The sequence below is a fragment of the Paraburkholderia acidisoli genome, from assembly GCF_009789675.1.
In the GTDB taxonomy this organism is placed as follows: Bacteria; Pseudomonadota; Gammaproteobacteria; order Burkholderiales; family Burkholderiaceae; genus Paraburkholderia; species Paraburkholderia acidisoli.
In genome coordinates this window covers 1-24,583 of record NZ_CP046913.1, presented here as the reverse complement: position 1 = coordinate 24,583, position 24,583 = coordinate 1, and the positions used below count along the sequence as shown (strand labels likewise).

Annotated in this window: 18 protein-coding genes and 2 tRNA genes; 10 read left to right on the top strand and 10 right to left on the bottom strand. The window is 64.7% G+C overall.

All coding sequences use genetic code 11. The features are described from left to right. Positions 1 to 164: 164 nt before the first annotated feature. The 3 genes from dprA to FAZ98_RS00090 all read left to right on the top strand — a co-directional run bounded on the left by dprA (position 165) and on the right by FAZ98_RS00090 (position 5,141). The gene (gene dprA / locus FAZ98_RS00100) at positions 165 to 1,640 is read left to right on the top strand and encodes a DNA-processing protein DprA (RefSeq protein ID WP_158951802.1); all 1,476 of its coding nucleotides are present in this window, start codon (positions 165 to 167) and stop codon (positions 1,638 to 1,640) included. 87 nt (positions 1,641 to 1,727) lie between these two features. Continuing rightward, positions 1,728 to 2,105: a thioredoxin family protein gene (locus FAZ98_RS00095; protein WP_158947601.1), complete on the top strand. Its 378-nt coding sequence runs from the start codon at positions 1,728 to 1,730 to the stop codon at positions 2,103 to 2,105. A 363-nt stretch (positions 2,106 to 2,468) separates the two neighbouring features. Beyond that, positions 2,469 to 5,141 carry a DNA topoisomerase III gene (locus FAZ98_RS00090; protein ID WP_158947599.1) on the top strand — a complete coding sequence of 891 codons (2,673 nt, stop codon included), beginning with the start codon at positions 2,469 to 2,471 and terminating at the stop codon, positions 5,139 to 5,141. Between the two features lie 103 nt (positions 5,142 to 5,244). Here FAZ98_RS00090 and FAZ98_RS00085 read toward each other — a convergent pair whose 3' ends face one another. Further along, a complete protein-coding gene (locus tag FAZ98_RS00085; RefSeq protein ID WP_158947597.1) occupies positions 5,245 to 6,360 on the bottom strand; it encodes a LysR family transcriptional regulator in 1,116 nt (371 codons plus the stop codon). Positions 6,361 to 6,698: 338 nt separating this feature from the next. Further along, on the bottom strand, positions 6,699 to 8,549 hold the full coding sequence (locus FAZ98_RS00080; protein WP_158947595.1) for a phosphoenolpyruvate carboxykinase (GTP): 1,851 nt from the start codon (positions 8,547 to 8,549) through the stop codon (positions 6,699 to 6,701). A 450-nt stretch (positions 8,550 to 8,999) separates the two neighbouring features. Here FAZ98_RS00080 and FAZ98_RS00075 point away from each other — a divergent pair, with 450 nt between their 5' ends. Next, complete coding sequence (locus FAZ98_RS00075) at positions 9,000 to 10,013, top strand: D-2-hydroxyacid dehydrogenase family protein (protein ID WP_158947593.1); 1,014 nt, start codon at positions 9,000 to 9,002, stop codon at positions 10,011 to 10,013. A 139-nt stretch (positions 10,014 to 10,152) separates the two neighbouring features. Here the strand turns inward: FAZ98_RS00075 and FAZ98_RS00070 are convergent, their stop codons facing one another. Both FAZ98_RS00070 and FAZ98_RS00065 read right to left on the bottom strand, forming a co-directional pair. Beyond that, positions 10,153 to 11,031, bottom strand: coding sequence for a patatin-like phospholipase family protein (locus FAZ98_RS00070; protein WP_158947591.1), 879 nt, complete (start codon positions 11,029 to 11,031; stop codon positions 10,153 to 10,155). A 45-nt stretch (positions 11,032 to 11,076) separates the two neighbouring features. Continuing rightward, on the bottom strand, positions 11,077 to 11,481 hold the full coding sequence (locus FAZ98_RS00065; protein ID WP_158947589.1) for a PaaI family thioesterase: 405 nt from the start codon (positions 11,479 to 11,481) through the stop codon (positions 11,077 to 11,079). A gap of 255 nt (positions 11,482 to 11,736) precedes the next feature. Here FAZ98_RS00065 and FAZ98_RS00060 point away from each other — a divergent pair. Then, positions 11,737 to 11,812, top strand: a tRNA-Lys gene (locus FAZ98_RS00060). Between the two features lie 119 nt (positions 11,813 to 11,931). On the opposite strand, the gene FAZ98_RS00055 is transcribed toward FAZ98_RS00060, so the two are convergent. Continuing rightward, positions 11,932 to 12,186, bottom strand: coding sequence for a hypothetical protein (locus tag FAZ98_RS00055; protein WP_199272275.1), 255 nt, complete (start codon positions 12,184 to 12,186; stop codon positions 11,932 to 11,934). A 237-nt stretch (positions 12,187 to 12,423) separates the two neighbouring features. On the opposite strand from FAZ98_RS00055, the gene FAZ98_RS00050 reads away from it, so the two are divergent. After that, positions 12,424 to 12,741 carry a hypothetical protein gene (locus FAZ98_RS00050; RefSeq protein WP_158947587.1) on the top strand — a complete coding sequence of 106 codons (318 nt, stop codon included), beginning with the start codon at positions 12,424 to 12,426 and terminating at the stop codon, positions 12,739 to 12,741. 13 nt (positions 12,742 to 12,754) lie between these two features. On the opposite strand, the gene FAZ98_RS00045 is transcribed toward FAZ98_RS00050, so the two are convergent. Next, positions 12,755 to 12,949, bottom strand: coding sequence for a hypothetical protein (locus FAZ98_RS00045; protein WP_158947585.1), 195 nt, complete (start codon positions 12,947 to 12,949; stop codon positions 12,755 to 12,757). Positions 12,950 to 13,313: 364 nt separating this feature from the next. Between FAZ98_RS00045 and FAZ98_RS00040 the strand changes: the two genes are divergently transcribed. Next, on the top strand, positions 13,314 to 13,793 hold the full coding sequence (locus FAZ98_RS00040; RefSeq protein WP_158947583.1) for an AraC family transcriptional regulator: 480 nt from the start codon (positions 13,314 to 13,316) through the stop codon (positions 13,791 to 13,793). Between the two features lie 342 nt (positions 13,794 to 14,135). Here the strand turns inward: FAZ98_RS00040 and rtcR are convergent, their stop codons facing one another. Beyond that, the gene (gene rtcR / locus FAZ98_RS00035; RefSeq protein WP_158947581.1) at positions 14,136 to 15,740 is read right to left on the bottom strand and encodes an RNA repair transcriptional activator RtcR; all 1,605 of its coding nucleotides are present in this window, start codon (positions 15,738 to 15,740) and stop codon (positions 14,136 to 14,138) included. Positions 15,741 to 16,077: 337 nt separating this feature from the next. Between rtcR and FAZ98_RS00030 the strand changes: the two genes are divergently transcribed. The 3 genes from FAZ98_RS00030 (at position 16,078) to FAZ98_RS00020 (ending at position 18,895) form a co-directional block, all read left to right on the top strand. After that, a tRNA-Cys gene (locus FAZ98_RS00030) sits at positions 16,078 to 16,150 on the top strand. A gap of 256 nt (positions 16,151 to 16,406) precedes the next feature. After that, entirely contained in the window at positions 16,407 to 17,549 is a 1,143-nt protein-coding gene (locus tag FAZ98_RS00025) for a slipin family protein (protein WP_158947579.1), read from the top strand. Between the two features lie 122 nt (positions 17,550 to 17,671). Continuing rightward, positions 17,672 to 18,895 (top strand): RtcB family protein, encoded by a 1,224-nt coding sequence (locus FAZ98_RS00020; RefSeq protein ID WP_158947577.1) that lies wholly within the window; start codon positions 17,672 to 17,674, stop codon positions 18,893 to 18,895. Between the two features lie 83 nt (positions 18,896 to 18,978). Here FAZ98_RS00020 and gyrB read toward each other — a convergent pair whose 3' ends face one another. The 3 genes from gyrB to dnaA all read right to left on the bottom strand — a co-directional run bounded on the left by gyrB (position 18,979) and on the right by dnaA (position 24,583). Further along, a complete protein-coding gene (gyrB, locus tag FAZ98_RS00015) occupies positions 18,979 to 21,450 on the bottom strand; it encodes a DNA topoisomerase (ATP-hydrolyzing) subunit B (RefSeq protein WP_158947575.1) in 2,472 nt (823 codons plus the stop codon). A gap of 115 nt (positions 21,451 to 21,565) precedes the next feature. Beyond that, positions 21,566 to 22,669, bottom strand: coding sequence for a DNA polymerase III subunit beta (dnaN, locus tag FAZ98_RS00010; protein WP_158947573.1), 1,104 nt, complete (start codon positions 22,667 to 22,669; stop codon positions 21,566 to 21,568). Positions 22,670 to 23,002: 333 nt separating this feature from the next. Further along, positions 23,003 to 24,583: a chromosomal replication initiator protein DnaA gene (gene dnaA / locus FAZ98_RS00005; RefSeq protein WP_158947571.1), complete on the bottom strand. Its 1,581-nt coding sequence runs from the start codon at positions 24,581 to 24,583 to the stop codon at positions 23,003 to 23,005.

The window sequence follows — 24,583 nt, the reverse complement described above, 5'->3', positions numbered from 1 at the left end:
CAGCAGATATACGGACGAACGGACCGCAAATCAACGGTGAATACGCGCTGGGCCAGCACGTGCGTGCGCCCGCACCGCATGCGTGACGCGCCACCTTTGTATTTCGGATAGTGAAAATTTTATCACGGCGTGCGGCAATTCGCCCGCGGCCGGAGAACGCCATGCTGACACCGTTGCCGCTGAGCCCCACCGAACTCGCCGCCTGGCTGCGCCTCGCCTTCGCGCGCGGTTTGAAGCCCGCAGCCCTGCGCGCGCTGCTGGGCGCGTTCGGTCTGCCGCATCACCTGTTCGCGCAACCGTTCCACGCGCTCGCCGCGGCGGCGGGCGCCGAAGCCGCGCGCGCTGCGCTCGACGACCCCGGTCCCGACTTCGCCGCGCAACTCGACGTGCTGGAAAGCTGGCGCGCCGCGCCCGGCAACGCGATCGTCACGCTCGCCGACCCGGCCTATCCGCCGCGTCTGCTGGCCATGCCCGATCCGCCGCTGCTGCTTTACGTGAAGGGGCGTCTCGACTTGCTGCACGCGCGCTCGGTGGCCGTGGTCGGCAGCCGCAATGCCACGCCGCAGGCGCTCGAAGACGCCACGCGTTTCTCCCGCGCGCTCGCCGCGAGCGGTATCACGGTGGTGTCCGGGCTCGCGCTGGGTGTCGACGGCGCGGCGCATCGCGGCGCGCTCGATCAGGCGGGCCGCACCGTCGCCGTGATCGGCACGGGCGCGGATCTCGTTTATCCCGCCGCCCACCACGCGCTCGCCACGCAAATCGCGGCGCTAGGCGCGATCGTCTCCGAATGGCCGCTGGGCACGCCCGCGCGCTCGGCCAACTTTCCGCAGCGCAATCGCGTGATCGCCGCGCTCGTGGAAGGCGTGATCGTGGTCGAGGCGGCGCAACGTTCCGGTTCGCTCATCACGGCGCGCCTCGCCAACGAAATGGGGCGCGACGTCTTCGCGCTGCCGGGCTCGATCCACGCGCCGCTCACGCGCGGCTGTCACGGGCTCATCAAGCAGGGTGCGCAACTCGTGGAAACGCCCGCAGACGTGCTCGAAGCGCTGCGCGTCGCAACGCCGGGCCGCACCGCGCCAGCCGCGCCCCGGCGGCCGCGCGAGCCGAAGCAATCGATTTTCTTCGATGTCGCGCGAAGCCCGCGCGGCGTGACGCTGCCGCTGGCGTTCGACGACGCGACCGCGCCTGCCAATGATCCGCCCGCTAGTGCCAATTCTTGTGCCAATTCTTGTGCCGATGCTCGTGCCAACGCTTGTGCCAATTCTTGTGCCGATGCTCGTGCCAACGCTTGCGCCGATACCGCGCGTGCGCGCCCGAGGACAGCTGGCAGCGAGAAACGCACCCAACCACGCAAACGCCACGCTCTCTCGCGCGATCGCGGCACCACGCCCGCCGCGCCCCACATCGTCGAAACACAAGCGGGCGAGCAACCGCCATCCTCCGAGGCGCGCCCCGCCAGCCTCGGCGCGCAGGCCCAACGCCTGCTCGACGCGCTCGGTTACGCCCCCGCCACGCTTGAAATCCTCGCCGAACGCACCGACATGGCCGAAGCGGTGTTGCAGGCCACGCTGCTGCAACTCGAACTCGGAGGGCATCTGCACGCGCTGCCCGGCGGCCGCTTCGTCCGGGCCTCTCACTGACGGCGCGCGGCCGTGTTACATTCGCGCCAACCACCCGCACCACCCCAGCTGCATTCGCTCTATATAGAAGAGCCGCAAGGAACGACCATGCCCGCGCTTGATCTCGACACCGACGCCGACCAGATCGCCGAACGCATCGGCGATCGCGACACGCTCTTCGTCGCCTGTCTGTGCGCGCAGTGGTGCGGCACCTGCCGCGATTACCGGGCAACCTTCGACCGTATCGCCGAGAAGCATCCCGAGATCTGCTTTGCCTACATCGACATCGAAACCCACGCCGACCGGTTCGACGATCTCGACGTCGAAAACTTCCCGACCATCCTGATCGAAGACGGCCACGCCACGCGTTTCTTCGGGACCGTGCTGCCTCACGCCGCCGTGGTCGAACGCATGCTCGCCGATCTCACCGCGCTGCCCGGCGTGGACGGCGCACCGAAATTGCGCCCGGCGCTGGCCGTCGCGTAACGGTTCGGCTTCAATCCAGTCCGCATAAAGTCCAGCGCTCGCGCCGGGTTCGGAACGCGTTTGCTCCGCCACGGCCGACGCCGCGCATCCGGCCCTGACCGTTCCGGCAGCTTGCCGCGCAGCCTGACGCGCCCTTATGATTGGGCGCCTCGCAGCCCCGAGCGGGGCCGGCACGGACCGCGCCGCGCGACGACGCAAAAATCGATGTCGGCGCGCCATGTGCTATAAAGCGGACGTTAACGCGCCCGCCACCTTATCGGGCGGCCCCGTCCAGCCTTGCAGCCTCGCGCCGAACCCCGGCGGCTGTCCGGCCGGCGCCGGCCGCCGGGGCGCTCAACCGGATTCACCCACTAGCAACCAGTCATGTCCAAAGCTCTGATCATCGCCGAAAAGCCATCCGTCGCGAACGACATCGCGCGCGCTTTGGGCGGTTTTACCAAGCATGACGAATACTACGAGAGCGACGATTACGTGCTCTCGTCGGCGGTCGGCCACCTGCTGGAGATCGCCGCGCCCGAGGAATACGAGGTCAAGCGCGGCAAGTGGAGCTTCGCGCACCTGCCCGTCATTCCGCCGCATTTCGACCTGAACCCGATCGCCAAGAGCGAATCGCGGCTCAAGGTGCTCACCAAGCTGCTCAAGCGCAAGGACATCGATCGCCTGATCAACGCCTGCGACGCGGGGCGCGAGGGCGAGCTGATCTTCCGCCTGATCGCGCAGCACGCGAAGGCGAAGCAGCCGGTTCAGCGCCTCTGGCTCCAGTCGATGACGCAGCAGGCCATTCGCGACGGCTTCGCGAACCTGCGCAGCGACAACGACATGCTGCCGCTCGCCGACGCCGCGCGTTGCCGCTCGGAAGCCGACTGGCTCGTGGGCATCAACGGCACGCGCGCGATGACGGCCTTCAACAGCAAGGGCGGCGGCTTCTTCCTCACCACGGTCGGCCGCGTTCAGACGCCAACGCTCTCGATCGTCGTCGAACGTGAAGAGAAAATCCGCCGTTTCGTGCCGCGCGATTATTGGGAAGTGCGCGCGGAGTTCGTCTGCGCGGGCGGCTTCTACGAAGGCCGCTGGTACGACCCGAAGTTCAAGAAGGACGAGTTCGATCCCGAACGGCGCGACTCGCGCCTCTGGAGCCTGCCGGCCGCCGAAACCATCGTCGCGGCCTGCCATGGCCGCGAAGGCACGGTCACGGAAGAATCGAAGCCGTCCACGCAGCTCTCGCCCGCGCTCTTCGACCTGACGAGCCTGCAGCGCGAAGCCAACGGCCGCTTCGGCTTTTCGGCCAAGAACACGCTCGGCCTCGCCCAGGCGCTGTACGAAAAGCACAAGGTGCTCACCTATCCGCGTACCGACGCGCGCGCGCTGCCCGAGGACTACATCGACACCGTCAAAGAGACGATGGCGATGCTCAAGGAAAGCAACAACTACCTGCCGTACGCCAAACAGGCGCTCGACAAGGGCTGGGTGAAGCCGAACAAGCGCATCTTCGACAACTCGAAGATCAGCGACCACTTCGCCATCATCCCCACGCTGCAAGCGCCGAAGAACCTCTCGGAGCCCGAGCAGAAGCTGTACGACCTCGTCGTGAAGCGCTTCCTCGCCGTGTTCTTCCCGGCGGCCGAATACCGCGTCACCACGCGGATCACCGAAGTCGCGGGTCATCACTTCAAGACCGAGGGCAAGGTACTCGTCGAGGCGGGCTGGCTGCAGATCTACGGCCGCGACACGGGCGGCGACGACGCCAACCTCGTGCCGGTGAAGAAGGACGAGAAGGTCAAGACCGACAAGATCGCGGCGCACCAGCTCGTGACCAAGCCGCCCGCACGCTACAACGAAGCCACGCTGCTTTCGGCGATGGAAGGCGCGGGCAAGCTCGTCGACGACGAAGAACTGCGCGAGGCCATGGCCGCCAAGGGGCTCGGCACGCCGGCCACGCGCGCGGCCATCATCGAAGGTCTGCTCGGCGAAAAATACCTCGTGCGCGAAGGCCGCGAGCTGATTCCCACGGCCAAGGCGTTCCAGCTCATGACGCTGCTGCGCGGTCTGGGCGTGGAAGAACTCACCGCGCCCGAACTCACGGGCGAGTGGGAATACAAGCTTTCGCAGATGGAGCGCGGCAAGCTCCCGCGCGACGCGTTCATGCAGGAAATCGCCCGCATGACGCAGACCATCGTCAAGCGCGCGAAGGAATACGACTCGGACACGATCCCGGGCGACTACGCCACGCTGGAAACGCCGTGTCCGAATTGCGGCGGTCAGGTGAAGGAAAACTATCGCCGCTTCGCATGCACGAAGTGCGAGTTCTCGATCTCCAAGATTCCGGGCGGCCGTCAGTTCGAAATCCCCGAAGTCGAAGAACTGCTGCAGAACAAGACGATCGGCCCGCTCTCGGGCTTCCGCAGCAAGATGGGCCGGCCGTTCTCGGCGATCCTCAAGCTCTCGTTCGACGACGACATCAAGAACTTCAAGCTGGAGTTCGATTTCGGCCAGGATCAGGGTGGCGAAGACGGCGAAGCGCCCGACTTCTCGCAGCAGGAACCCGTGGGCGTGTGCCCGAAGTGCAAGGGCCACGTGTACGAGCACGGCATGAGCTACGTGTGCGAGCACTCGGTGGGCGCGGCCAAAACCTGCGACTTCCGCTCGGGCAAAGTGATCCTGCAGCAGGAAATCGCGCGTGAGCAAATGGCCAAGCTGCTCGCCGAAGGCCGCACCGACCTGCTGACGAGCTTCAAGTCGTCGCGCACGGGCCGCAACTTCAAGGCGTTCCTCGTCAAGCAGACGGACGGCAAGATCGGCTTCGAGTTCGAGAAGAAGGAACCGAGCGCGAAGACCGCGGCCAAGACGGCAGCGAAGAAGACCACGGCCAAGGCCGGCGCCGGCGAAGCGGCGAACGACGCAGCGGAAACGGCCGACGCCGGTTCGGACGAAGCGGTGCAAACCGCGAAGCCCGCGCGCAAGACGGCCGCCGCCAAGGCCGCGCCGGCTCGCAAGACGGCGGCGCGTAAAACCGCCGCGCGCAAGACGGGCTCGTAAGCTTTCGCTCGAGCCATGGCAAAAGGCGCAGCTTCTCACGAAGCTGCGCCTTTTATCGACTTAACGTCGGCTAACCGAAGCTAACCCACCGCGAACGCTACGCTTACAGCGGCGAAATTGCCGACGTGCGCGTGCGCGCCGCCGAGGCGCGCGCGGCCTTGGGCGCGCGCTCCGCATCTAACCCGTTGTGCTCGCTCTCGTGGCGCGACACGGCCGGCTGACCGCCGTCGAACGGTTCCACGGCCGCCGCGCCACTGTGCACCGGCGCCTGAGCGGGCGACGGACGCGCCATGCCGTCCTTGACCCATTGCTCGCCGAGCTGGCTGTTCGGCGTCTGGCTGAAGTGCTCGACGAGATGGTCGATGAACGTGCGCACCTTGGCCGGCAAATGGCGGCGGCTCGGATACGCGACGTTGATCTCGACCTGCGGCAGACGATAGTCGCCGAGCAGACGCACGAGGCGGCCACGTTCGATGTCACGGCCGATCAGGTAGCTCGGCAGGATCGCGATGCCCATGCCGAGCAGCGCGAACTGGCGCAGCATCTCGGTGTTGTTCGCGACGATCACGTTGCTCGGGCGCACGCGGATTTCACCGTCCGGGCCCGTGAACACGCGTTCGTCACCCCAGTATTCCGAGGGCAGCGAGAGACACGGATGCTCCAGCAACTGCTCGGGGCGCGTGGGCGTGCCGTGCGTTTCGAGATACGCGGGCGTGGCGCACACGGTCATGCAGCCCGTGGTCAGGCGCCGCGTGACGATGCTGGCGCTGCGCATCTGGCGCGCGGCCACCACGCCCAGATCGAACCCTTCTTCGACGAGATCCACTTGCCGATCGACCAACGTGACGTCGGGGATGACCTGAGGAAACCGCTGCGTGTAGGTTTGCAGGACCGGCGCGAGATTGTGCAGCCCGAACACCACCGGCGCGACGATGCGCAGCGTGCCCACGGGCTCGTGGTTACGCGCCACCACCATCTGCTCGACATCTTCGAGCTCATCGAGAATCTGGCGGGCGCGCTCGAGATACACCTGACCGGACTCGGTCAGCGAAAGACTGCGGGTCGTGCGATTCAGAAGGCGCGTACCGAGACGGCCTTCGAGGTCCGCGACATGCCGCGTCGCAACCGCATTCGAGATATCCATCGCGGAGGCGGCCCGGGCAAAACTGCCGAGGTCCGCGACCCGGACGAAAACCCGCATCGACTGCAAATGATCCATGAGACTACTCCTGCCTGTTGCTGTCCGCCGAAAACCGGCAGAGGAAACCGCGAATTCTCCTACGACAGCAGAAATCGTGCATAAGTTGCCTCGGAAGCCCTTAATTTCTTTACAAATTCTTCGACTGAACCCTAAAACGGATTAAGACCTCCTCTATTGTTTCTTTCGACGAAACAATTTTGCGCAACGCAGCGAGATATAGGTGTAAACGCCTAACAGCGACCCTTTTTCGCCGCACTCAGGCAATCCGTTTCTGAAAAGAAAAAAGCCCCCCGGAGGCGGCTTTCGAGTTAGTGAGCGCTCACACTCACCGTGATTTTCCGATAATTTTTACATCGTCAGAGCCGTTCTTGCAGGGTTTCGCGCGAAGTCAGCAAGACCGGCGGCAAACCCTGCGCGAGCGTGTCGAACAATTCCGCGTGCAAAGCGAGCTCGTCGCGCCAGGCGTTCGCATCGACGGAAATCACCTGCTCGAATTGCTCCGCCGAAAAGTCGAGGCCGCGCCAGTCGAGGTCGTCGTAACGCGGCGAGACGCCGAACGCGTGTTCGTCGCCGGTGGCCTTGCCTTCGATCCGGCGCACCATCCACTCGAGCACGCGCATGTTTTCGCCGAAGCCCGGCCACACGAACTTGCCGTCCGGGCCCTTGCGGAACCAGTTCACGCAGAAGATACGCGGCAGCGCGGCGCCGAGTTGCTCGAGGCGCTCGCCGGTCTTCAGCCAGTGACCGAAGTAATCGGCCATGTTGTAGCCGCAGAACGGCAGCATCGCGAACGGGTCGCGGCGCACCACGCCCTGCTGGCCCGCCGCCGCGGCCGTGGTCTCCGAGCCCATGGTCGCGGCCATGTAGACGCCTTCGGTCCAGTCGCGCGCCTCGGTCACGAGCGGCACCGTGGTCGAGCGGCGGCCGCCAAACACGAACGCGTCGATCGCCACGCCCTTCGGGTTCTCCCATTCGGGGTCGATCGACGGGCATTGCGAGGCCGGCGCCGTGAAGCGCGCGTTCGGGTGCGCGGCCTTGCGGCCGGTTTCCTTGCCGATGGCGGGCGTCCAGTCGTTGCCCTGCCAGTCGATCAGATGCGCGGGCGCCTCGTCGGTCATGCCTTCCCACCACACGTCGCCGTCGTCGGTGAGCGCGACGTTCGTGAAGATCACGTTCTCCTTCAGCGTGGCCATGGCGTTGAAGTTGGTCTTCTCGCCCGTGCCCGGCGCCACGCCGAAGTAGCCCGCTTCCGGGTTGATCGCGTAGAGGCGGCCGTCCGCGCCCGGCTTGATCCAGGCGATGTCGTCGCCGATCGTCGTGATGGTCCAGCCGTCCATGGCGGGCGGCGGAATCAGCATCGCGAAGTTGGTCTTGCCGCACGCCGAGGGGAACGCGGCCGCCACGTGGTATTTGCGGCCCTCGGGCGAACGCACGCCGAGAATCAGCATGTGTTCGGCGAGCCAGCCTTCGTCGCGGCCCATGGTGGACGCGATGCGCAGCGCGAAGCACTTCTTGCCGAGCAGCGCGTTGCCGCCGTAGCCCGAGCCGTAGCTCCAGATCTCGCGCGTTTCGGGGAAATGCACGATGTACTTGGTCTTGTTGCACGGCCACGGCACGTCGGCCTCGCCCGCCGCCAGCGGCGCGCCCACGCTGTGCACGCAGGGCACGAAGTCGCCGTCTTCGCCGAGCACGTCGTACACCGCGCGGCCCATGCGCGTCATGATGCGCATGTTCACGGCCACGTAGGGACTATCCGAGAGTTCGACGCCGATATGCGCGATCGGCGAACCGAGCGGGCCCATGGAAAATGGCACGACGTACATCGTGCGGCCGCGCATCGCGCCGGCGAACAGGCCGTCGAGCGTCGTGCGCATTTCGGCGGGCGCGATCCAGTTGTTGGTCGGGCCCACGTCGTCCTCGTTCTGCGCGCAGATGAACGTGCGGTCTTCCACGCGCGCCACGTCCGACGGGTCCGAGCACGCGAGATACGAGTTCGGGCGCTTTTGCGGATTGAGGCGGCGCATGGTGCCGGCCTCGACCATTTGCGCGCACAGGCGGTCGTATTCCTCCTGGGAGCCGTCGCACCAGACGATCTGGTCGGGCTGCGTATGGGCGGCGATCTTTTGCACCCAGTCGATCAGTTTCCGGTGACGGACCCACGCGGGCACCTGAGCGGCGGCCTGCGCTTGATAGTCGGGATGATTCATCGAGCTGTCTCCATTCCTTGGGGCTATAAAAAACGGGGATCGGCCCTTGTAGACGCTGCAGGCGAGAGGCGCAACTACGACAAACCGGAAGTTGATGGCAGGTCAACGGTTCGACCGGTTCGGGCAGAGGGGCAGGTCGTCAAGGTCCTTTTTAACCGGGGTTCGAAACCGTCTGTAAAGCGGCTTGCATCGCAACCCGTCAAGCTGTTAAAAGTTGCAAATTCGTGGCCGACATCGCAGCGAAACATTGCTCCGTGGCTGCTGTATGCATGCTGTATGCGTTGCGCACCGGGAAGGTGCAAGAGCGCAACTTCAATACCTGCTGCTGTGCGACAAGCGACCTGAAGGCACCCTATATTCATAGCAGCCTTCCGGGCGCTGCATAGTGGGATAACCACCAGATGAACATCGAGTCCCGCCGTTTTCGGGACGACCAGACTACCCGCCGCCATGAAAATTGCCATCCTCGACGACTACCAGGACGCCGTCCGCAAGCTCGACTGCTTTGAATTGCTCGCCGACCACGAGGTCAAGGTTTTCAACAACACCGTGCGTGGCCTCGGCCAGCTCGCGAGCCGTCTCTCGGAAGTCGAAGCGCTCGTGCTGATTCGCGAACGCACCCGCATCACCTCGCAACTGCTCGACAAGCTGCCGCATCTGCGCATGATCAGCCAGACCGGCAAGGCCGGTCCGCACATCGACATCGAAGCCTGCAGCGAGCGCGGCATCGCCGTGCTCGAGGGCACGGGTTCGCCCGTCGCGCCCGCCGAACTCACGTGGGCGCTGATCATGGCGGCGCAGCGCCGCATTCCGCAGTACGTCGCGAACCTCAAGCAAGGCGCCTGGCAGCAGTCGGGCCTCAAGACCTCGGCCATGCCGCCGAACTTCGGCCTGGGCCAGGTGTTGCGCGGCCAGACGCTCGGCATCTGGGGCTACGGCAAGATCGGCCGTCTGCTCGCGGGCTACGGCAAGGCCTTCGGCATGCGCGTGCTCGTGCATGGCCGCGCGCATTCGCTCGAAGCCGCGCGCGAGGACGGTTACGAGGCGGCCGCGAGCCGCGAGGCGTTGTTCGAGGAAAGCGACGTGCTCTCGCTGCATCTGCGTTTGCACGAAGACACGCGCGGCATCGTCAAACAGGAAGATCTGCTGCGGATGAAGCCCACCTCGCTGCTCGTCAACACGAGCCGCGCGGAGCTGCTGGAAGAGAATGCGCTGCTCGGCGCGCTCTCGCACAACCGGCCCGGCATGGTGGCGATCGACGTGTACGAAAGCGAGCCGATCCTGCAGGGCTATAGCCTGCTGCGCATGGAAAACGTGATCTGCACGCCGCACATCGGCTACGTGGAGCACGAGAGCTACGAGCTGTATTTCGGCGCGGCGTTCCGCAATATCCTCGCGTTCGACGCGGGCGATACGGCGAGCGTGGCGAATCCGGAAGCGCTGCAAGGCGGCCGGCGCAAGTAAGCCGCGGCCGGCCGCGCTGTGCGGGCGTGGATGGCGCCCGCAGCGGCGCCGCGCGGGTTTGTCGTCGCCGGGAACGCGGTGGCGCTTGAAGCGCCACTGCGCGGGACGTTTTCGTCGACGGAAGAAACGGCGGCGCGCCTCAACCGTGCGCGGCCGCCGCCAGCACGTCGGGCAAACGCGCGAGGAAGCGTTCGCCGTCCACGCGCCCGAGGTTGTAGGCGTGCTGCATCTGCTGCGGGCTCGTGTAGTCCCAGCTCGAGATCGGCACCTTCACCGAAGGCTGCACGTACACGCGCTGCTGCACGCCTGCGGGCGTCTTGTGTCCCACCACGAACATCTGCGGCCGCGGGTACAGCCGCGTCACCATCACGAGAACGCGTCCGGGCGTGTCGTCGAGCGCGCTCACGGGCACGTTGTCGACCATGCCGCCATCGAGCACGGGGCGGCCCTCGCGCCGCAAGACCGGCGTGAACGGCGGCGTGCAGGACGACTGCAGGATCAGGTCGGCGAGATCTTCGACGCTCGCGCATTCCTGCGCCGTGACGAATTCCGGATGGAAGCCGAGCTTGCGCCCGAGCGTCGGGTGCAGCGTCTTGCGGATGTGTTTTTCGATGTTGTACGCGATCAGCCCGGCGGCCACGGCACTGCGCGCGCCGAGCCAGCGCGGCAGATGCGACACGCCGATGCGAATCTCGGGCGCGTTCTGGAGCTTCGTGAACGGCTCGCCGTAGATGTCGAGCAGCGCCTGCCGGTAGATGCGGTAATGCGGAAACACCGACTCGCTGCGCAGCAGGTTGCCCCAGTAGGCGTTGCGCTTGTTGTGGCGCAGGGCCTCTTCGTAATAGCGCATGACCCAGTCGGCGTCGCGCGTGTACAGCATGCACGCGGTGGCCGCGCCCGCCGAAATACCCGTGATCACTCGCGGACGCACGTGCAGCTGCGGCTGCACGATGTCCCAGAAACCCGCCTGCCACCAGCAGCGATTGCCGCCGCCCGCGAACACTACCTGATCGAACATGCCTTCTGCGTCCCTTGCGCTCATCCGTTCATCGAAGCGGCAAGCTTAATCGAGGAGCGCGTAAGTCGAGGTGGCGTGGACCGCCATGCGGCCGTCTTCGTCGTAGAGTTCTATTTCGCCGAACACGAGATTGCGGCCCATGCGCAGCACGCGCGCGGTCACGAGCACGTCGCCCTTGCGCACCGCGCGCATGAAGTTGGTGTTGAGCGCGACGGTGGTCATCGGCTTGAAGCCGCCGAGCGCGGCCGAGATCGCGACGATCATCGCCGTGTCGGCGGCCGCCATGAACACCTGGCCGCAGATCACCCCGCCCGCGTGGCGCAACTCGCCGGAAAACGGCAGGCGCAAGGTGGCGGTGTCGTCGGTGACTTCGACCGGCGTGAGCCCGAGCGAGCGCACCCATGGCGCCAGCACGCGCTCGAGCAGCGCGTCGATTGCCTTGTCGTCCATTGCTTGCATCGCGTCCATAGTTGGTCTCGCTGAGTCCGCCGGGCGCCACGCTGGCCGATCGCCTCGTCGAGCCAGCCGTCGCGCGGATGTGGCCACATGATACCGGGACGGCGTTGCCGCACGGTGAAACGCGCGCATGCGCGCGATGACGGCAGGCGCGGGAGCGCGCCAGCGGACACTTTCGCGAGTCTTTAGAAAATTTGCGAAAAGGGCTTGGCAAGTCCCAAAAACTCATGCATAATCTTTCTTCTGTTGGGGGCGTTAGCTCAGTTGGTAGAGCAGCGGACTCTTAATCCGTAGGTCGAGTGTTCGAGTCACTCACGCCCCACCAGCGAATTCGTCAAAAAGCCCGATCCTCGTGATCGGGCTTTTTGCATTTCTCGCCGGTTTTTTGGGTAGGCCACCGCGCCTGGCGCCAGGTCATGCGCGACCCGGCCATGCCCAGCGCAGCTACTTCCCCTTCACCCGCCGCACACGCGAACTCGAGCGCGGCAGCCAGCGGCCGAGCGTCTCGAAACCGTCGAGCTGGCGCAGCAGCGTGTCGACGGTCGACAGTTGCATGTGGGTCAAGTGATTCTGCCTGAGCAGCGTGTAGAGGCGTTTGCGCCAGTATTCCACGCCCATCACCGGCACTTCGAATTCTCCTGAAAGCGAAGGCGGCATCACGCGCGCGATATGCGCGATTTCCTGTTCGACGAATGTCATGGCGTTACCCCGTTCGGACTGCCGTGGTTTCTTATCGTATGAAGTACTGTAGGCCCCGCCGAAGCGCGCGCCAGCCTACCCGACTAGATAGGTAAAGAAACTCTGATCGTTGTCAGAAATAGGGGATGAATGAATCCGGCTCAGCGACGTCCTGCGTTTTTCAGATTGTTCTGATAGGGATTTTCTGACGCGCGTCCGATCATAGCCTGGTCAATCTGTTCACCGAGGTAATTCAAGATGCACGGCCATCCTACCGACCGGCTCGTGGCCGGCTCGATCATCGGCGCGATTTTTACGGCTTCGCTCCTTCTGCTGCTGATCTGGCTCGACATCCCTCCCGAGAAGAAGGTCGGGCCGGCCGTGCGGCTCGCGGTGCCGGTCGTCATTGCCGCCGTCGCGTTGTTCGCGCGGCCGCTGCTGTTCAAGACAATCTGGCGCGAACGCCGCGACCCAACGCTGCTCGAGGAAGATCTGAATCTGCTGATGATCGGTCGCGCACTGGGCGTGGTCGGCGGCTTCTTCTTCGGCGTCACGCTCGCCACGCAGCTGCTCTAGGCGCCGCGCGCGCTCACAGGAACGGTTTGCCGTCGACCTGTTCGTAGACGGGATTGCCCTCGTCGTCCTCGAACTGTTCGAGGTAATTGCGGGCGCCGCACACCGGGCAACGGAACAACGGCCCCTGGCCTTCGTTCTTGATCACCACCTCGCTTTGTTCCCACGGCGTGCCGCACGACTGGTTGCGGCAGACGAATGCGTTGGACATCAAACTCTCCTGACTGTTACGGGTGCCAAGCCTACCGCATGTGAGGCTTGCGCGCCGCCATTCTCCGCTGTGCGCGCCTTATTTGCGCCGATTTTTCGTGCGGATTCTTGCGCCACGTTTTACGCCGCGTGCTTCCCGCCGATTTTTGGCGTCGATGCCTGCGGTCGTTGCCCAGCGTCGAGCCGTCGTCGAGCTGTCGTCGAGCTGTCGTCGAGCTGTCGTCGATAACTGCGGTCGACGTGGCCGCGCTGCGCCCTCGTCGCAACGCGCAAGCTCGCCGTGCAACTCCCGGACGCCCGCAAACGCGCGGTGCTATCGTGATTCGCCCGTATTCGCGCATTCGCGCGCACCTGGAGAATCCGTCATGCCTTCCCGCGAAGTCGAGTTGCTCACCCTCGAACCCATGCCGCTGCTCGCCGTCGGCCACATCGGTCCGTACATGAAGATCGGCGACGCGTTCTACGCCCTCGCACAATGGCTCGCCGAGCGTCAGGTACGCACGTCGGGCAGCCGCCTCGTGGGCGTCTATTACGACGATCCCGAAACGGTGGAAGCGTCGAAGCTGCGCTCGAAGGCCGCGATCCATCTGGCCGGGGCGCAGGAGATCGCCATCGACGGTCCGGTCGAACGCCTGCAACTGCGCGGCGGCAAGCATGCGCGCATCGTGCACGACGGTCCCTACGAGGGCTTGATGGAAGCGTGGGGCTGGTTTTACGACGACTGGCTGGCGAAGTCGGGCGAAAAGGCGGACTTCTCGGCGCCGTCGTTCGAGGTGTATCTGAACACGCCCGAGGAAGTCGCGCCCGCGACGTTGAAAACGGAGCTGTATCTCCCGCTTTTGTGAAGGGAACGCGGCTCTGGCGCGATGTCTTTAAGGTTTTTTAATAGAGGTATATGTATACGTAGTAGTAGTTAACAAGTCCCTGGGTTTTCTGTGGATAACCCCGGAAAAGCATTGAGTAAACAACGCTGTGGAAAACTCATAACCCTGCGGGCGTTAACGGGACAATCTCCGGCAGTTGCTGACAACTTTTCCACTGTTTTATCCAGGGGTGGAGTTGTTCAGGATTCGTGCACAAGATGTTCCGGGGCTTTTCCGTGAGTTATCCGCAGGAGGTTGTGGATAGTTTGGCGAGGGCGAAATCGCGCAATTGGCCGCCCTCGCAAGCGTGTTCGCCGCTCGTCTTCAGGCCGCGAGCGCCTGCTTCACGGCGTCCCAATTCAGCCCGAAACGCGCCAGATATTTGCGCAACCGGTCCGCGTCGTTCGGCTGCTTCTTGCTCTGCCGCGACACCGCGAACAAGGTGCGCCCCGCCTCCGACAAGCTCGCCGACACGCGGCACACTTCGAGCACGCGCGCGAGCTGCACGCGATCGAACAGGTCGATTTCGCTCGCGGCGCCGCCCAGCGCCACATCGACAAGATCGCCGGCTTCCTGCGGGTCCGTCCAGGTGCGCGCGAGCCGCTCGACCTCTTCTTCCGCGATCGATTCGGTGATACGGCCGGCGTCGGCGAGCGTCGCCATACGCGTGATCGACGCCGAGAGTTCGCGGAAATTGCCGGCCCACGTTGCACGCGGCGACGTCGCGAACGCGAGAAAGCGCCGCCTGGCCTCGACGTTGAAACGCACCTGCTCGCCCTGCTCGCGCCCGAACCGGTCGAGTTCGAAATCGAGATTCGGCTCGATGTCCTCGCGCCTGCCGGCAAGACCGGGCAGCGCGTAAGTCCAGAGGTTGATGCGCGCGTAGAGATCCTCGCGGAACGTGCCGGCCGCCACCATCTGCCGCAGGTCGCGGTGCGTGCCCGCGATCAGCTCGAAGTCGCTCGTGACTTCGGTGTCGGCGCCCACCGGGAAAAAGCGTTTTTCCTCGACCGCCTTGAGCAGCATCGCCTGTTCGTCCAGGCCGAGTTCGCCGATTTCATCGAGGAACAACAAGCCGCCGTGCGCCGCGCGCAGCAGTCCGGCGCGCGCGGTCTGCGCGCCCGTGAACGCGCCCTTCACATGACCGAACAGCGTGGACATCGCCGCGTCGCCGCGCAACGTCGCGCAATTCACTTCGATGAACGGTCCCGCGAGCCGATGGCGCGCGCGCTTGAGCTCGTAGAGGCGCTTCGCGAGGAACGACTTGCCCGCGCCCGTTGGCCCGACCAGCAGCATGGGCGCGCGCGAACGCGCGGCCACGCGTTCGAGTTGCGCGATCAGCGCGTTGAACCCGGCGTTGCGCGTCGCGATGCCGGCTTTGAGGAACGAGACGGTTTCGTCGCGCTCACGCGTGAAGCGCTGCGCGATGCGGTTGTAGCGCGAGAGGTCGAGATCGATGATGGAGATCGAGCCCGGGCCGCTCGCGCCTTCGTCCGTGCGCTGCGGCGGCCCGGTCTGAACGAGGCGCGCGGGCAGATAGCGCGCCTCCGCGAGCAGAAACCAGCAGATCTGCGCGACGTGCGTGCCGGTCGTGATGTGGATCAGGTAATCCTCGTGCTCGAGGTCGAACGGATAGCCGCGCGCGTAGTCGTGCAACGCGGCGTAGACCTCTTCGAAGTCCCAGGGATTGCTGATGGCCAGCGGCGTGAGCCGCACCTCGGTGTGCGGCGAGAAGCGCGCGAGATCGCGTTTGACGTGATTCGCGAGGCGGCCGAAATCGGGCGAATGCAGCAATTCGAGCCGATCGATGGGCGTGTCGGGATGCGAGCACAACGAAATGGTGGGCCGCCACTTTTCAGCGCGGCGCACGCCGCGATCGCCCTGATCGAGCACGGTGCCCAGAAAACCGATCGCCACGGTCTTGCGCATGATTATCCAAAAAGATAAGAGCCGATCCGATTGTATCGAAAAGCTGGAATCATTCTGATGAGGATTCGCCGCACGACGGTTTCGCGAGTCGATGTTTATGTCGACAATTCAAGGGCTTATAAATTTCACGTCGCCGATGCGCGCGGACTGGCACGCTCCTCGCTAAATAAATTGCAGCCTGATGTCCCGCTGGCCCACGAGCCGAGGTTCCCAAGCCTTGCTGGTGCGCTACCGCCGAATTCGTTCGTTGCGGTTGCGCATGCCGCCATGGACAGACGACGGCCACTGGGTGCGCGAGGCATGCCGCGTTCGGGTTCGAATCCCGGAGTGCCCACCTTGTTCGATAGCTCGACCTGGAAGAGCGGCCGGCGCAAGCCGGACGGTAGCGGGTTCAAATCCCGCTCGAACGCTGTCCGCAAGGGCAGTCTTTTGATCAGCAGTACCCGCCGGCGCGGGCCGCGAGGCCCGCCGCGCGTCGCACCGGTTGCGGCGCCGCACGCACGGCAGGGCGGCCGAAGCGGCCAGCGCGAACGGACCCGACGACAGCAGCAAGACGTCGCATGTCCGCCCGCGCGAACCGTTTCGCGCCACTCTCCCGCGCGTGCCGCGTCTCGATCCGTGCGGCGCGCGCCCACCGGCCCTCGATGAACCATAAGGACAACGAATATGTGGATGCGTCATGTCGTGAAAAAGAACGAGCGCGCCCTCCTGATGAGCGAAGGCGATTTCATGAAGGTGCTGGAACCGGGCGTGTTCCGCGCTTTCGATCCCTTCAAGCGCCTCTCTGTGCAGACCGCGCAACTCGACGCGCCGCTCGCCGACGCCGCGCTTGCCGACTGGCTGCGCCGCGATGCGCCCGCGGTGCTCGCGCAGCATTTTGTCGCGATGGATCTCGCCGACGACGAAGCCGGTCTGCGTTACGCCGACGGCGTGCTCGTCGAGATTCTGCCGCCAGGCACGCGCCGTTTGTACTGGCGCGGCCTGGTCGAGCATCGTCTCGAACGCGTGGATTTCGCGCGCCACGGCGAGCTGGACGCGGCGCTCGTGAAGCGCGTGATGCAGCCTGCGCTGCGTGCGCGCGGCATTGCCGGACTGAGCGGCGTGTTGCTCGTGCAGGTACCGGCGTATCACGTTGGCGTGCTGAAAATCGACGGCAAGATCGAGCGACTGCTCGACGCGGGCCTCGCGGGGTTCTGGCGCTTCGGCCGCGAGGTGGCGGTCGAACTCGTCGACTTGCGCGTGCAGGCGCTCGAAGTCAGCGGTCAGGAAATCCTCACGCGCGACAAGGTCGCACTGCGGCTGAACCTGGCCGCGACCTGGTGCTACGCGCACGTGCTGCACGCCTTCGCGCAGTTGCAGAAGCCCGCCGATCACCTGTATCGCGAGCTGCAATTCGCGTTGCGTGCCGCCGTCGGCACGCGCACGCTCGACGAACTGCTCGAAGACAAGCAGATGATCGACGAAGTCGTGATCGCGCAGGTACGCTCGCGTCTTGGCGACTCCGGGCTGGAAATTCGCAGCGTGGGCGTGAAGGACATCGTGCTGCCGGGCGAGATGAAGACGATCCTCGCGCAAGTGGTCGAAGCGGAGAAGTCGGCGCAAGCCAACGTGATCCGCCGCCGCGAGGAAACCGCCGCGACGCGTTCGCTGCTGAACACGGCGAAGGTGATGGAAGAGAACCCCACCGCGCTGCGTCTCAAGGAGCTGGAAACGCTCGAGCGCATCGCGGAGCGGATCGATCGCATCTCCGTGTTCGGCGGGCTCGATCAGGTCCTGAACGGACTCGTCAGCATCAAACCCGCGGCGTGAGCGACGTATCGACGTGAAGCGGTGTAAAGCAATTTGCTGGCGATCGATAAAGCCGGTATGACAGTGACGCCGCGCGGCGCATGGGTGCCGCGCCGCGCGCCACGCAGAATTCAGGTGAAGCCATGAGTGAACTCGATTATCAGGTGATGGAACTGGCGCACGGCAAGCCCGTGAAAATGTGGACGCACGGCGTGGCCGTCGAGGAAGAAGCGCGCGCGCAATTGCGCAACACGGCGCAGATGCCGTTCGTGTTCCGGCATATCGCGGTGATGCCCGACGTGCATCTCGGCAAGGGCTCGACCATTGGCAGCGTGATCCCGACGCAAGGCGCGATCATTCCGGCCGCGGTGGGCGTGGATATCGGCTGCGGCATGATGGCCGCGCGCACGACGCTCACGGCCGCGGATCTGCCCGACTCGCTCGCCGGATTGCGCGGCGCGATCGAGCGCGCGGTGCCGCATGGACGCGCGCCGGGACGCCGCGATCCGGGTGCGTGGGGCAATCGCGCACCGGCCACGGTGGACGCGATGTGGAAGACGCTCGAGCCGGGCTTTCGGCGCATCGTCGAAAAGCAGCCGGAGCTCGCGAAGACGAATCACTACACGCACCTCGGCACGCTCGGCACGGGCAATCACTTCATCGAAGTCTGCCTCGACGAAAGCGAACGCGTCTGGTTCATGCTGCACAGCGGTTCGCGCGGCGTGGGCAATGCGATCGGCAGTCTGTTCATTGAACTGGCGCAGGAAGACATGCGCCAGCACATCGCCAATCTGCCGGATCGCAATCTCGCGTATCTCACCGAAGGCAGCGAGCATTTCGACGATTACGTGGAAGCCGTGGGCTGGGCGCAGGATTACGCGCGCCTGAACCGTCAGGCGATGATGGAAGCCGTGCTCGGCGCGGCGCGCGTGGCCGTCGGCAAGCCGTTCGAGATCGACGGGCACGCCGTGAATTGCCATCACAACTACGTGCAGCGCGAACGTCATTTCGGCGCGGACGTGCTCGTCACGCGCAAGGGCGCGGTCGCGGCGCAGAAGGGCCAGCTCGGCATCATTCCGGGGTCGATGGGCGCGAAGAGTTTCATCGTGCGCGGACTCGGCAACGCCGAAAGCTTCTGCTCATGCAGCCACGGCGCGGGCCGCACGATGAGCCGCACCGAAGCCAAACGCCGCTTCACGGTTGCGGATCAGGTGGCCGCGACGCAGGGCGTGGAATGCCGCAAGGACGCGGGCGTGGTGGACGAGATCCCGATGGCGTACAAGGACATCGACGCGGTGATGGCCGCGCAGCGCAGTCTCGTCGAAGTCGTGCACACGTTGCGGCAGGTGGTGTGCGTGAAGGGGTGAGGCGGCTGAAATGAAAAAAGCCCCAGGCTGAAAGGCTTGGGGCTTTTTTGCTTCGGAGGGGCGATTGGGCGTGCCCGTCCAACTCAAACGTCAATATTCCCCGCTCGCAGCGCATTGCTCTCGATGAACGCGCGACGCGGCTCCACGTCGTCGCCCATCAGCGTGGTGAAGATGCCGTCGGCCGCGATCGCGTCTTCGATCTGCACGCGCAGCAGACGGCGCACCGCCGGGTCCATCGTCGTTTCCCACAGCTGCTCGGGGTTCATCTCGCCGAGACCCTTGTAGCGCTGCTTCGACACATTGCGTTCCGCGTCGGCGATCAGCCACTTCATCGCGCTCTTGAAGTCGTTCACGGCCATGCTGCGCTCGCCGCGCTTGATGACGGCGTTCTTGCCGATCAAACCCTTGAACGTGTTCGCCGTGTTCACGAGCTGCTGGTAGTCGGCGGTGAGCTGGAATTCCTCGTCGATCACCGACACCTTCACGTTGCCGTGGTGCGTGCGCTCCACGCGCAGCGAACGCAGTTCGCGCACCGGGTCGTACATGGCCACGACCGAGACTTCGGGCTTGAGCGGATCGTCGCGCAGTTGCGCTTCGAGCGCGCCCGCCGAAACCTTCGTCGATTCTTCGCTCGACAGGTCGATCGCCACGCCGTCCATGATCGCTTCGAGCGCGCGCTCGTCATAAAGACGCGAGAGACGATCCACCACGCCGCGCGCGAGCTGGTACGAACGCGCGAGTTCGCCGAGCGCGTCGCCGGCGATCGGCGTAGCGCCTTCGGTCGGCACGAGTTCCGAGCCGTTCAGCGCGAGGCGCAGCATGTGCGCGTTGAGGTCGGCGTCGTCCTTCAGATAACGCTCGTCCTTGCCCGCCTTGAGCTTGTAGAGCGGCGGCTGCGCGATGTAGATGTAGCCGCGCTCGATCATCTCCGGCATCTGGCGATAGAAGAAAGTGAGCAGCAGCGTGCGGATGTGCGCGCCGTCCACGTCCGCGTCGGTCATGATGATGATGCGGTGATAACGCAGCTTGTCGAGGTTGTAGTCCTCTTTGCCGATCCCGCAGCCGAGCGCCGTGATCAGCGTGACGATCTGCTCGCTCGACAGGAGCTTGTCGTAGCGCGCCTTCTCCACGTTCAGCACCTTGCCGCGCAGCGGCAGGATTGCCTGGAACTTGCGGTCGCGGCCCTGCTTGGCCGAGCCGCCTGCCGAGTCGCCCTCGACGATATAGATTTCCGACTTCGCCGGGTCTTTCTCCTGGCAGTCCGCGAGCTTGCCCGGCAGACCCACGCCGTCGAGCACGCCCTTGCGGCGCGTCATTTCGCGCGCCTTGCGGGCGGCGTCGCGCGCACGCGCGGCATCGACAATCTTGCTGCAGATGATCTTCGCGTCGTTCGGCGTTTCCAGCAGGAATTCCTCGAGCGCCTTCGCCACGACGTCTTCCACCGGCGCGCGCACTTCCGAAGAAACCAGCTTGTCCTTGGTTTGCGAGCTGAACTTCGGCTCCGGCACCTTCACGGAGAGCACGCACGAAAGACCTTCGCGCATGTCGTCGCCCGAGGTTTCGACCTTGGCCTTCTTGGCGATCTCGTTGTCGGCGATGTACTTGTTGATGACGCGTGTCATCGCGGCGCGCAGGCCGGTCAGGTGGGTGCCGCCGTCGCGCTGCGGAATGTTGTTCGTGAAGCACAGCACGCTTTCGTTGTAGCTGTCGTTCCACTGCATGGCCACTTCCACGCCCACGCCGTCTTTCTCGCCCGAGATGTAGAAGATGTTCGGATGCAGGACCGCCTTGGCCTTGTTGATGTATTCGACAAAGCCCTTCACGCCGCCGCCGAAGGCGAAATCGTCTTCCTTGCCCGAGCGCTGGTCGGTCAGGCGAATGCGCACGCCGTTGTTCAGGAACGAGAGTTCGCGAATGCGTTTGGCGAGAATGTCGTAGTGATATTCGACGCTGCCGAAGATGGTTTCGTCGGCCATGAAGTGCACTTCGGTGCCGCGGTTTTCCGTGTCGCCGAGCAGTTGCATCGGCGAGACCATCACGCCGTTGCGCTCTTCGAGCACGCGGTTTTGCGCCACGCCGCGATGGAACTCCATGAAGTGCTTTTTGCCGTTGCGGCGCACGGTGAGGCGCAGGAAGCTCGAGAGCGCGTTCACGCACGAGACGCCCACGCCGTGCAGGCCGCCCGACACCTTGTAGCTGTTCTGGTCGAACTTGCCGCCCGCGTGCAGCTCCGTCATGACGATTTCAGCGGCGCTGCGCTTCGGATCGTGCTTGTCGTCCATCTTCACGTCCGTGGGAATGCCGCGGCCGTTGTCGGTGATCGAGATGGAGTTGTCCGCGTGAATCACCACGTGGATGTCGTTGCAATAACCCGCGAGCGCTTCGTCGATCGAGTTGTCGAGCACTTCGAAGACGAGGTGGTGCAAACCGGTGCCGTCCGACGTGTCGCCGATGTACATCCCGGGCCGCTTGCGCACCGCCTCCAGACCTTCGAGGATCTGGATCGACGAGGCGCCGTAGCTGTTGTCGGGTTGCGAGTTGTTCGTATCAGTCATGGATTTTTTCCGGTTCTGCGTACTGCCTGGGTTGCTGCTCGGGGCTTTTTCGAAAAGCCATAAAAACGCCAAAGGGGCGCTGCGCCCCCTGGAGTTCTGCTTCTGTCGCGCTTTTTTAGATGCGCATTGGCATCACCACGTACTTGAATTCCTCGTTCTCGGGAATCGTGATGAGCGCGCTGGAGCTGGCGTCGCCGAGGCTCACTTGCAGCGTGTCGACCTTCAGGTTCGCGAGGACGTCGAGCAGATACGTGACGTTGAACCCGATGTCGATGGTGTCGCCCTGGTAGGCGATTTCCAGTTCTTCCTGCGCCTCTTCCTGGTCGGCGTTGGTCGACATGATCTTGAGCTGGCCCGGCTCGATGATGCAGCGCACGCCCTTGAACTTGTCCGAGGTCAGAATGGCGGCGCGTTGCAGCGAGCGTTGCAGTTCTTCGCGGCCGATCTGGAAAGTGTTCTTGTGACCCTTGGGGATCACTCGCTGGAAGTCGGGGAACTTGCCTTCCACGAGCTTGGAAACGAGTTCGACCTGGCCGAACGTGAACTTCACCTGCGTGGAGCCGATGTCGATCTTCAGCGTGTCGTCGATATCTTCGAGCAGGCGCTGCAGCTCGAGGATGGTCTTGCGCGGAATGATGACTTCCTGGCGCGCGAACGAGCCTTCGATCTTCATCGAGGAGAACGCGAGGCGGTGGCCGTCGGTGGCCACGGCCATCAGCTGGTCGCCGTCGACGACGAGCAGCATGCCGTTCAGGTAATAGCGGATGTCCTGCTGCGCCATGGCGAAATACACCATGCCGAGCAGCTGACGGAAGGTTTTTTGCGGAACCGAGAGGCTCGCGCCAAAGTCTTTCGCCTGGGCGACCGTGGGGAACTCGTCCGCGGCCAGCGTTTGCAGGGCGAAGCGGCTCTTGCCCGACTGCACCGTGAGGCGCTTGTCGGCGAGCGTGAGCGTGACCTGACCGTCGGGCATCGCGCGCAGGATGTCGAGCAGCTTGCGCGCCGCGACCGTGGTCGCGACCTGGTCCTGGCCAACGCCGAAGTCGGCGTGCGTGGTGATCTGCAACTCGAGGTCCGTCGACAGGAACGAGACGTCGGAACCGGTTTTGGTGATCAGCAGATTGGCGAGGATCGGCAACGTGTGGCGGCGTTCGACAATGCCGCTCACCGTTTGCAGCGGCCTCAGCAGGTTATCGCGTTCGGTCTTGACCAGTTGCATAGAGTTCCTTCGTTGATATGACGGTCTGCGCACCGGGCGCCCCGTTCGACACATTCGGCGCGCATGCCCCGACGTTTCGTCACGCGCGCCTCGCGCCGCCCACGCGGGTCGCCCCGAGCGGGTTACACCCGGCTGGCCGGGCGAGTAACCGGGCGAAATTCGCGGCGCGAGTTACGGCGTGAAAACCGCCCCGGACCGCCGGGCGGTTAAACCCATATTGTGCCTGAAAACGGACCACTTCCCTAAATTGGGGGCGATCCACACAATAAACAAGACGACCCGGCGCTCAGGCGCGCCGCGGCCATCGCGCCATGACCGGCCGCGCGCCGGCGCTCAGCCCTTGAGCGTCTGTTCCAGCACGTGCAGCTCGTGATTGAGCTGGGCGTCCTTGGTGCGCTCGTCGGCGATCTTGCGCACGGCGTGCAGCACCGTGGTGTGGTCGCGCCCGCCGAAGAGTTCGCCGATTTCCGGCAGGCTCTTCTGCGTGAGTTCCTTCGCCAGATACATGGCGATCTGACGCGGCCGCGCGATGTTGGCCGGCCGCTTCTTCGAATACATGTCCGCGACCTTGATGCTGTAGAAGTCCGCGACCGTTTTCTGGATGTTTTCCACCGAGATCTGGCGGTTCTGCACCGTCAGCAGGTCCTTCAGCGCTTCCTTGGTCAGCTCGATCGAAATCTCGCGGCCGTGGAACTTCGAATACGCGAGGATCTTGCGCAGCGCGCCTTCCAGCTCGCGCACGTTCGAGCGCAGATGCTTGGCCACGAAAAACGCCACGTCTTCGTTCAGGTTCACGTATTCCGACTGCGCCTTGCGCATCAGAATGGCCACGCGCATTTCCAGTTCGGGCGGTTCGATCGCGACCGTCAGGCCCGAGTCGAAGCGCGAGATCAGACGGTCGTCGATACCCGAAATCTCCTTCGGATACGTGTCGCTCGTGATGATCACCTGCGCCTTGTTGGCGACCAGCGCCTCGAACGCGTAGAAGAACTCTTCCTGCGTGCGCGACTTGCCCGAGAAGAACTGAATATCGTCGATAAGCAGCAGATCGAGCGAGTGGTAGTAACGCTTGAAGTCGTCGAACGCCTTGCGCTGATACGCCTTCACCACGTCCGACACGTACTGTTCCGCGTGGATGTAGCGAATGCGCGCGCCCGGCTTGTCTAGCAGCAGCTGATTGCCGATGGCATGAATCAGGTGAGTCTTGCCGAGGCCCACGCCGCCGTAGAGGAACAGCGGGTTGTACGAGATGCCCGGGTTGTCGGCGACCTGGATCGCGGCGGCGCGCGCGAGCTGGTTCGCCTTGCCGGTCACGAAGTTGTCGAACGTGAGCACCGGGTTGAGCTTCGAGCGCTCGTAGGTCGGATCGGCTTCGTTGCTGCCCGCGGCGCCCGCGCCCTGACCCGCGCGCCAGCCACGGCGGCCCGCGGCGGCTTCGTTGGCGTCGAGGCTCGGCAGATCGAGGTCGGCGGCGTCTTCGGCGGTGGCCTGGGCCGCGCCGTGCGAGGCGTGCACGGCGGCCGACGCCGCCTGCACCATGCCCGCGAGACCCGTACCGCCGCTCACGGCGGCGCGCTGCGGCGCGGCGGCCGGCGCGAGATTCGCGCCCGCGGCGGGACCTTGCGCGAGCGGCGCGCGCGGCGCCGCGACAGGCGAGCGCACGCCCGCCTTCGGATCGAGGACGAACTGCACGTCGACGGGCGTTTGCCAGAAGTCGCGCGCCAGATCGGTGATCCGGCCCGAGAACTGGCTCTTCACCCAGTCGAGCTTGAAACGGTTGGGAGCGGCTATCTGCAGCGTGTTCGCCGCAGCATCGAAGGCAACCGGGGCCAACGGTTTAATCCACGTCACGTACTGCTGGGGCGTTAGCTCACGCTCCAGTAGTGCGGAACAGTGTTGCCAGAAATCGTTCAT

Bases quoted from the DNA above. Each gene is read 5' to 3' on its own strand.
- FAZ98_RS00095 (WP_158947601.1), top strand. From the start codon at position 1,728: ATGCCCGCGCTTGATCTCGACACCGACGCCGACCAGATCGCCGAACGC.
- FAZ98_RS00090 (WP_158947599.1), top strand. From the start codon at position 2,469: ATGTCCAAAGCTCTGATCATCGCCGAAAAGCCATCCGTCGCGAACGAC.
- FAZ98_RS00085 (WP_158947597.1), bottom strand. From the start codon at position 6,360: ATGGATCATTTGCAGTCGATGCGGGTTTTCGTCCGGGTCGCGGACCTC.
- FAZ98_RS00080 (WP_158947595.1), bottom strand. From the start codon at position 8,549: ATGAATCATCCCGACTATCAAGCGCAGGCCGCCGCTCAGGTGCCCGCG.
- FAZ98_RS00075 (WP_158947593.1), top strand. From the start codon at position 9,000: ATGAAAATTGCCATCCTCGACGACTACCAGGACGCCGTCCGCAAGCTC.
- FAZ98_RS00070 (WP_158947591.1), bottom strand. From the start codon at position 11,031: ATGTTCGATCAGGTAGTGTTCGCGGGCGGCGGCAATCGCTGCTGGTGG.
- FAZ98_RS00065 (WP_158947589.1), bottom strand. From the start codon at position 11,481: ATGGACGACAAGGCAATCGACGCGCTGCTCGAGCGCGTGCTGGCGCCA.
- FAZ98_RS00055 (WP_199272275.1), bottom strand. From the start codon at position 12,186: ATGACATTCGTCGAACAGGAAATCGCGCATATCGCGCGCGTGATGCCG.
- FAZ98_RS00050 (WP_158947587.1), top strand. From the start codon at position 12,424: ATGCACGGCCATCCTACCGACCGGCTCGTGGCCGGCTCGATCATCGGC.
- FAZ98_RS00045 (WP_158947585.1), bottom strand. From the start codon at position 12,949: ATGTCCAACGCATTCGTCTGCCGCAACCAGTCGTGCGGCACGCCGTGG.
- FAZ98_RS00040 (WP_158947583.1), top strand. From the start codon at position 13,314: ATGCCTTCCCGCGAAGTCGAGTTGCTCACCCTCGAACCCATGCCGCTG.
- rtcR (WP_158947581.1), bottom strand. From the start codon at position 15,740: ATGCGCAAGACCGTGGCGATCGGTTTTCTGGGCACCGTGCTCGATCAG.
- FAZ98_RS00025 (WP_158947579.1), top strand. From the start codon at position 16,407: ATGTGGATGCGTCATGTCGTGAAAAAGAACGAGCGCGCCCTCCTGATG.
- FAZ98_RS00020 (WP_158947577.1), top strand. From the start codon at position 17,672: ATGAGTGAACTCGATTATCAGGTGATGGAACTGGCGCACGGCAAGCCC.
- gyrB (WP_158947575.1), bottom strand. From the start codon at position 21,450: ATGACTGATACGAACAACTCGCAACCCGACAACAGCTACGGCGCCTCG.
- dnaN (WP_158947573.1), bottom strand. From the start codon at position 22,669: ATGCAACTGGTCAAGACCGAACGCGATAACCTGCTGAGGCCGCTGCAA.
- dnaA (WP_158947571.1), bottom strand. From the start codon at position 24,583: ATGAACGATTTCTGGCAACACTGTTCCGCACTACTGGAGCGTGAGCTA.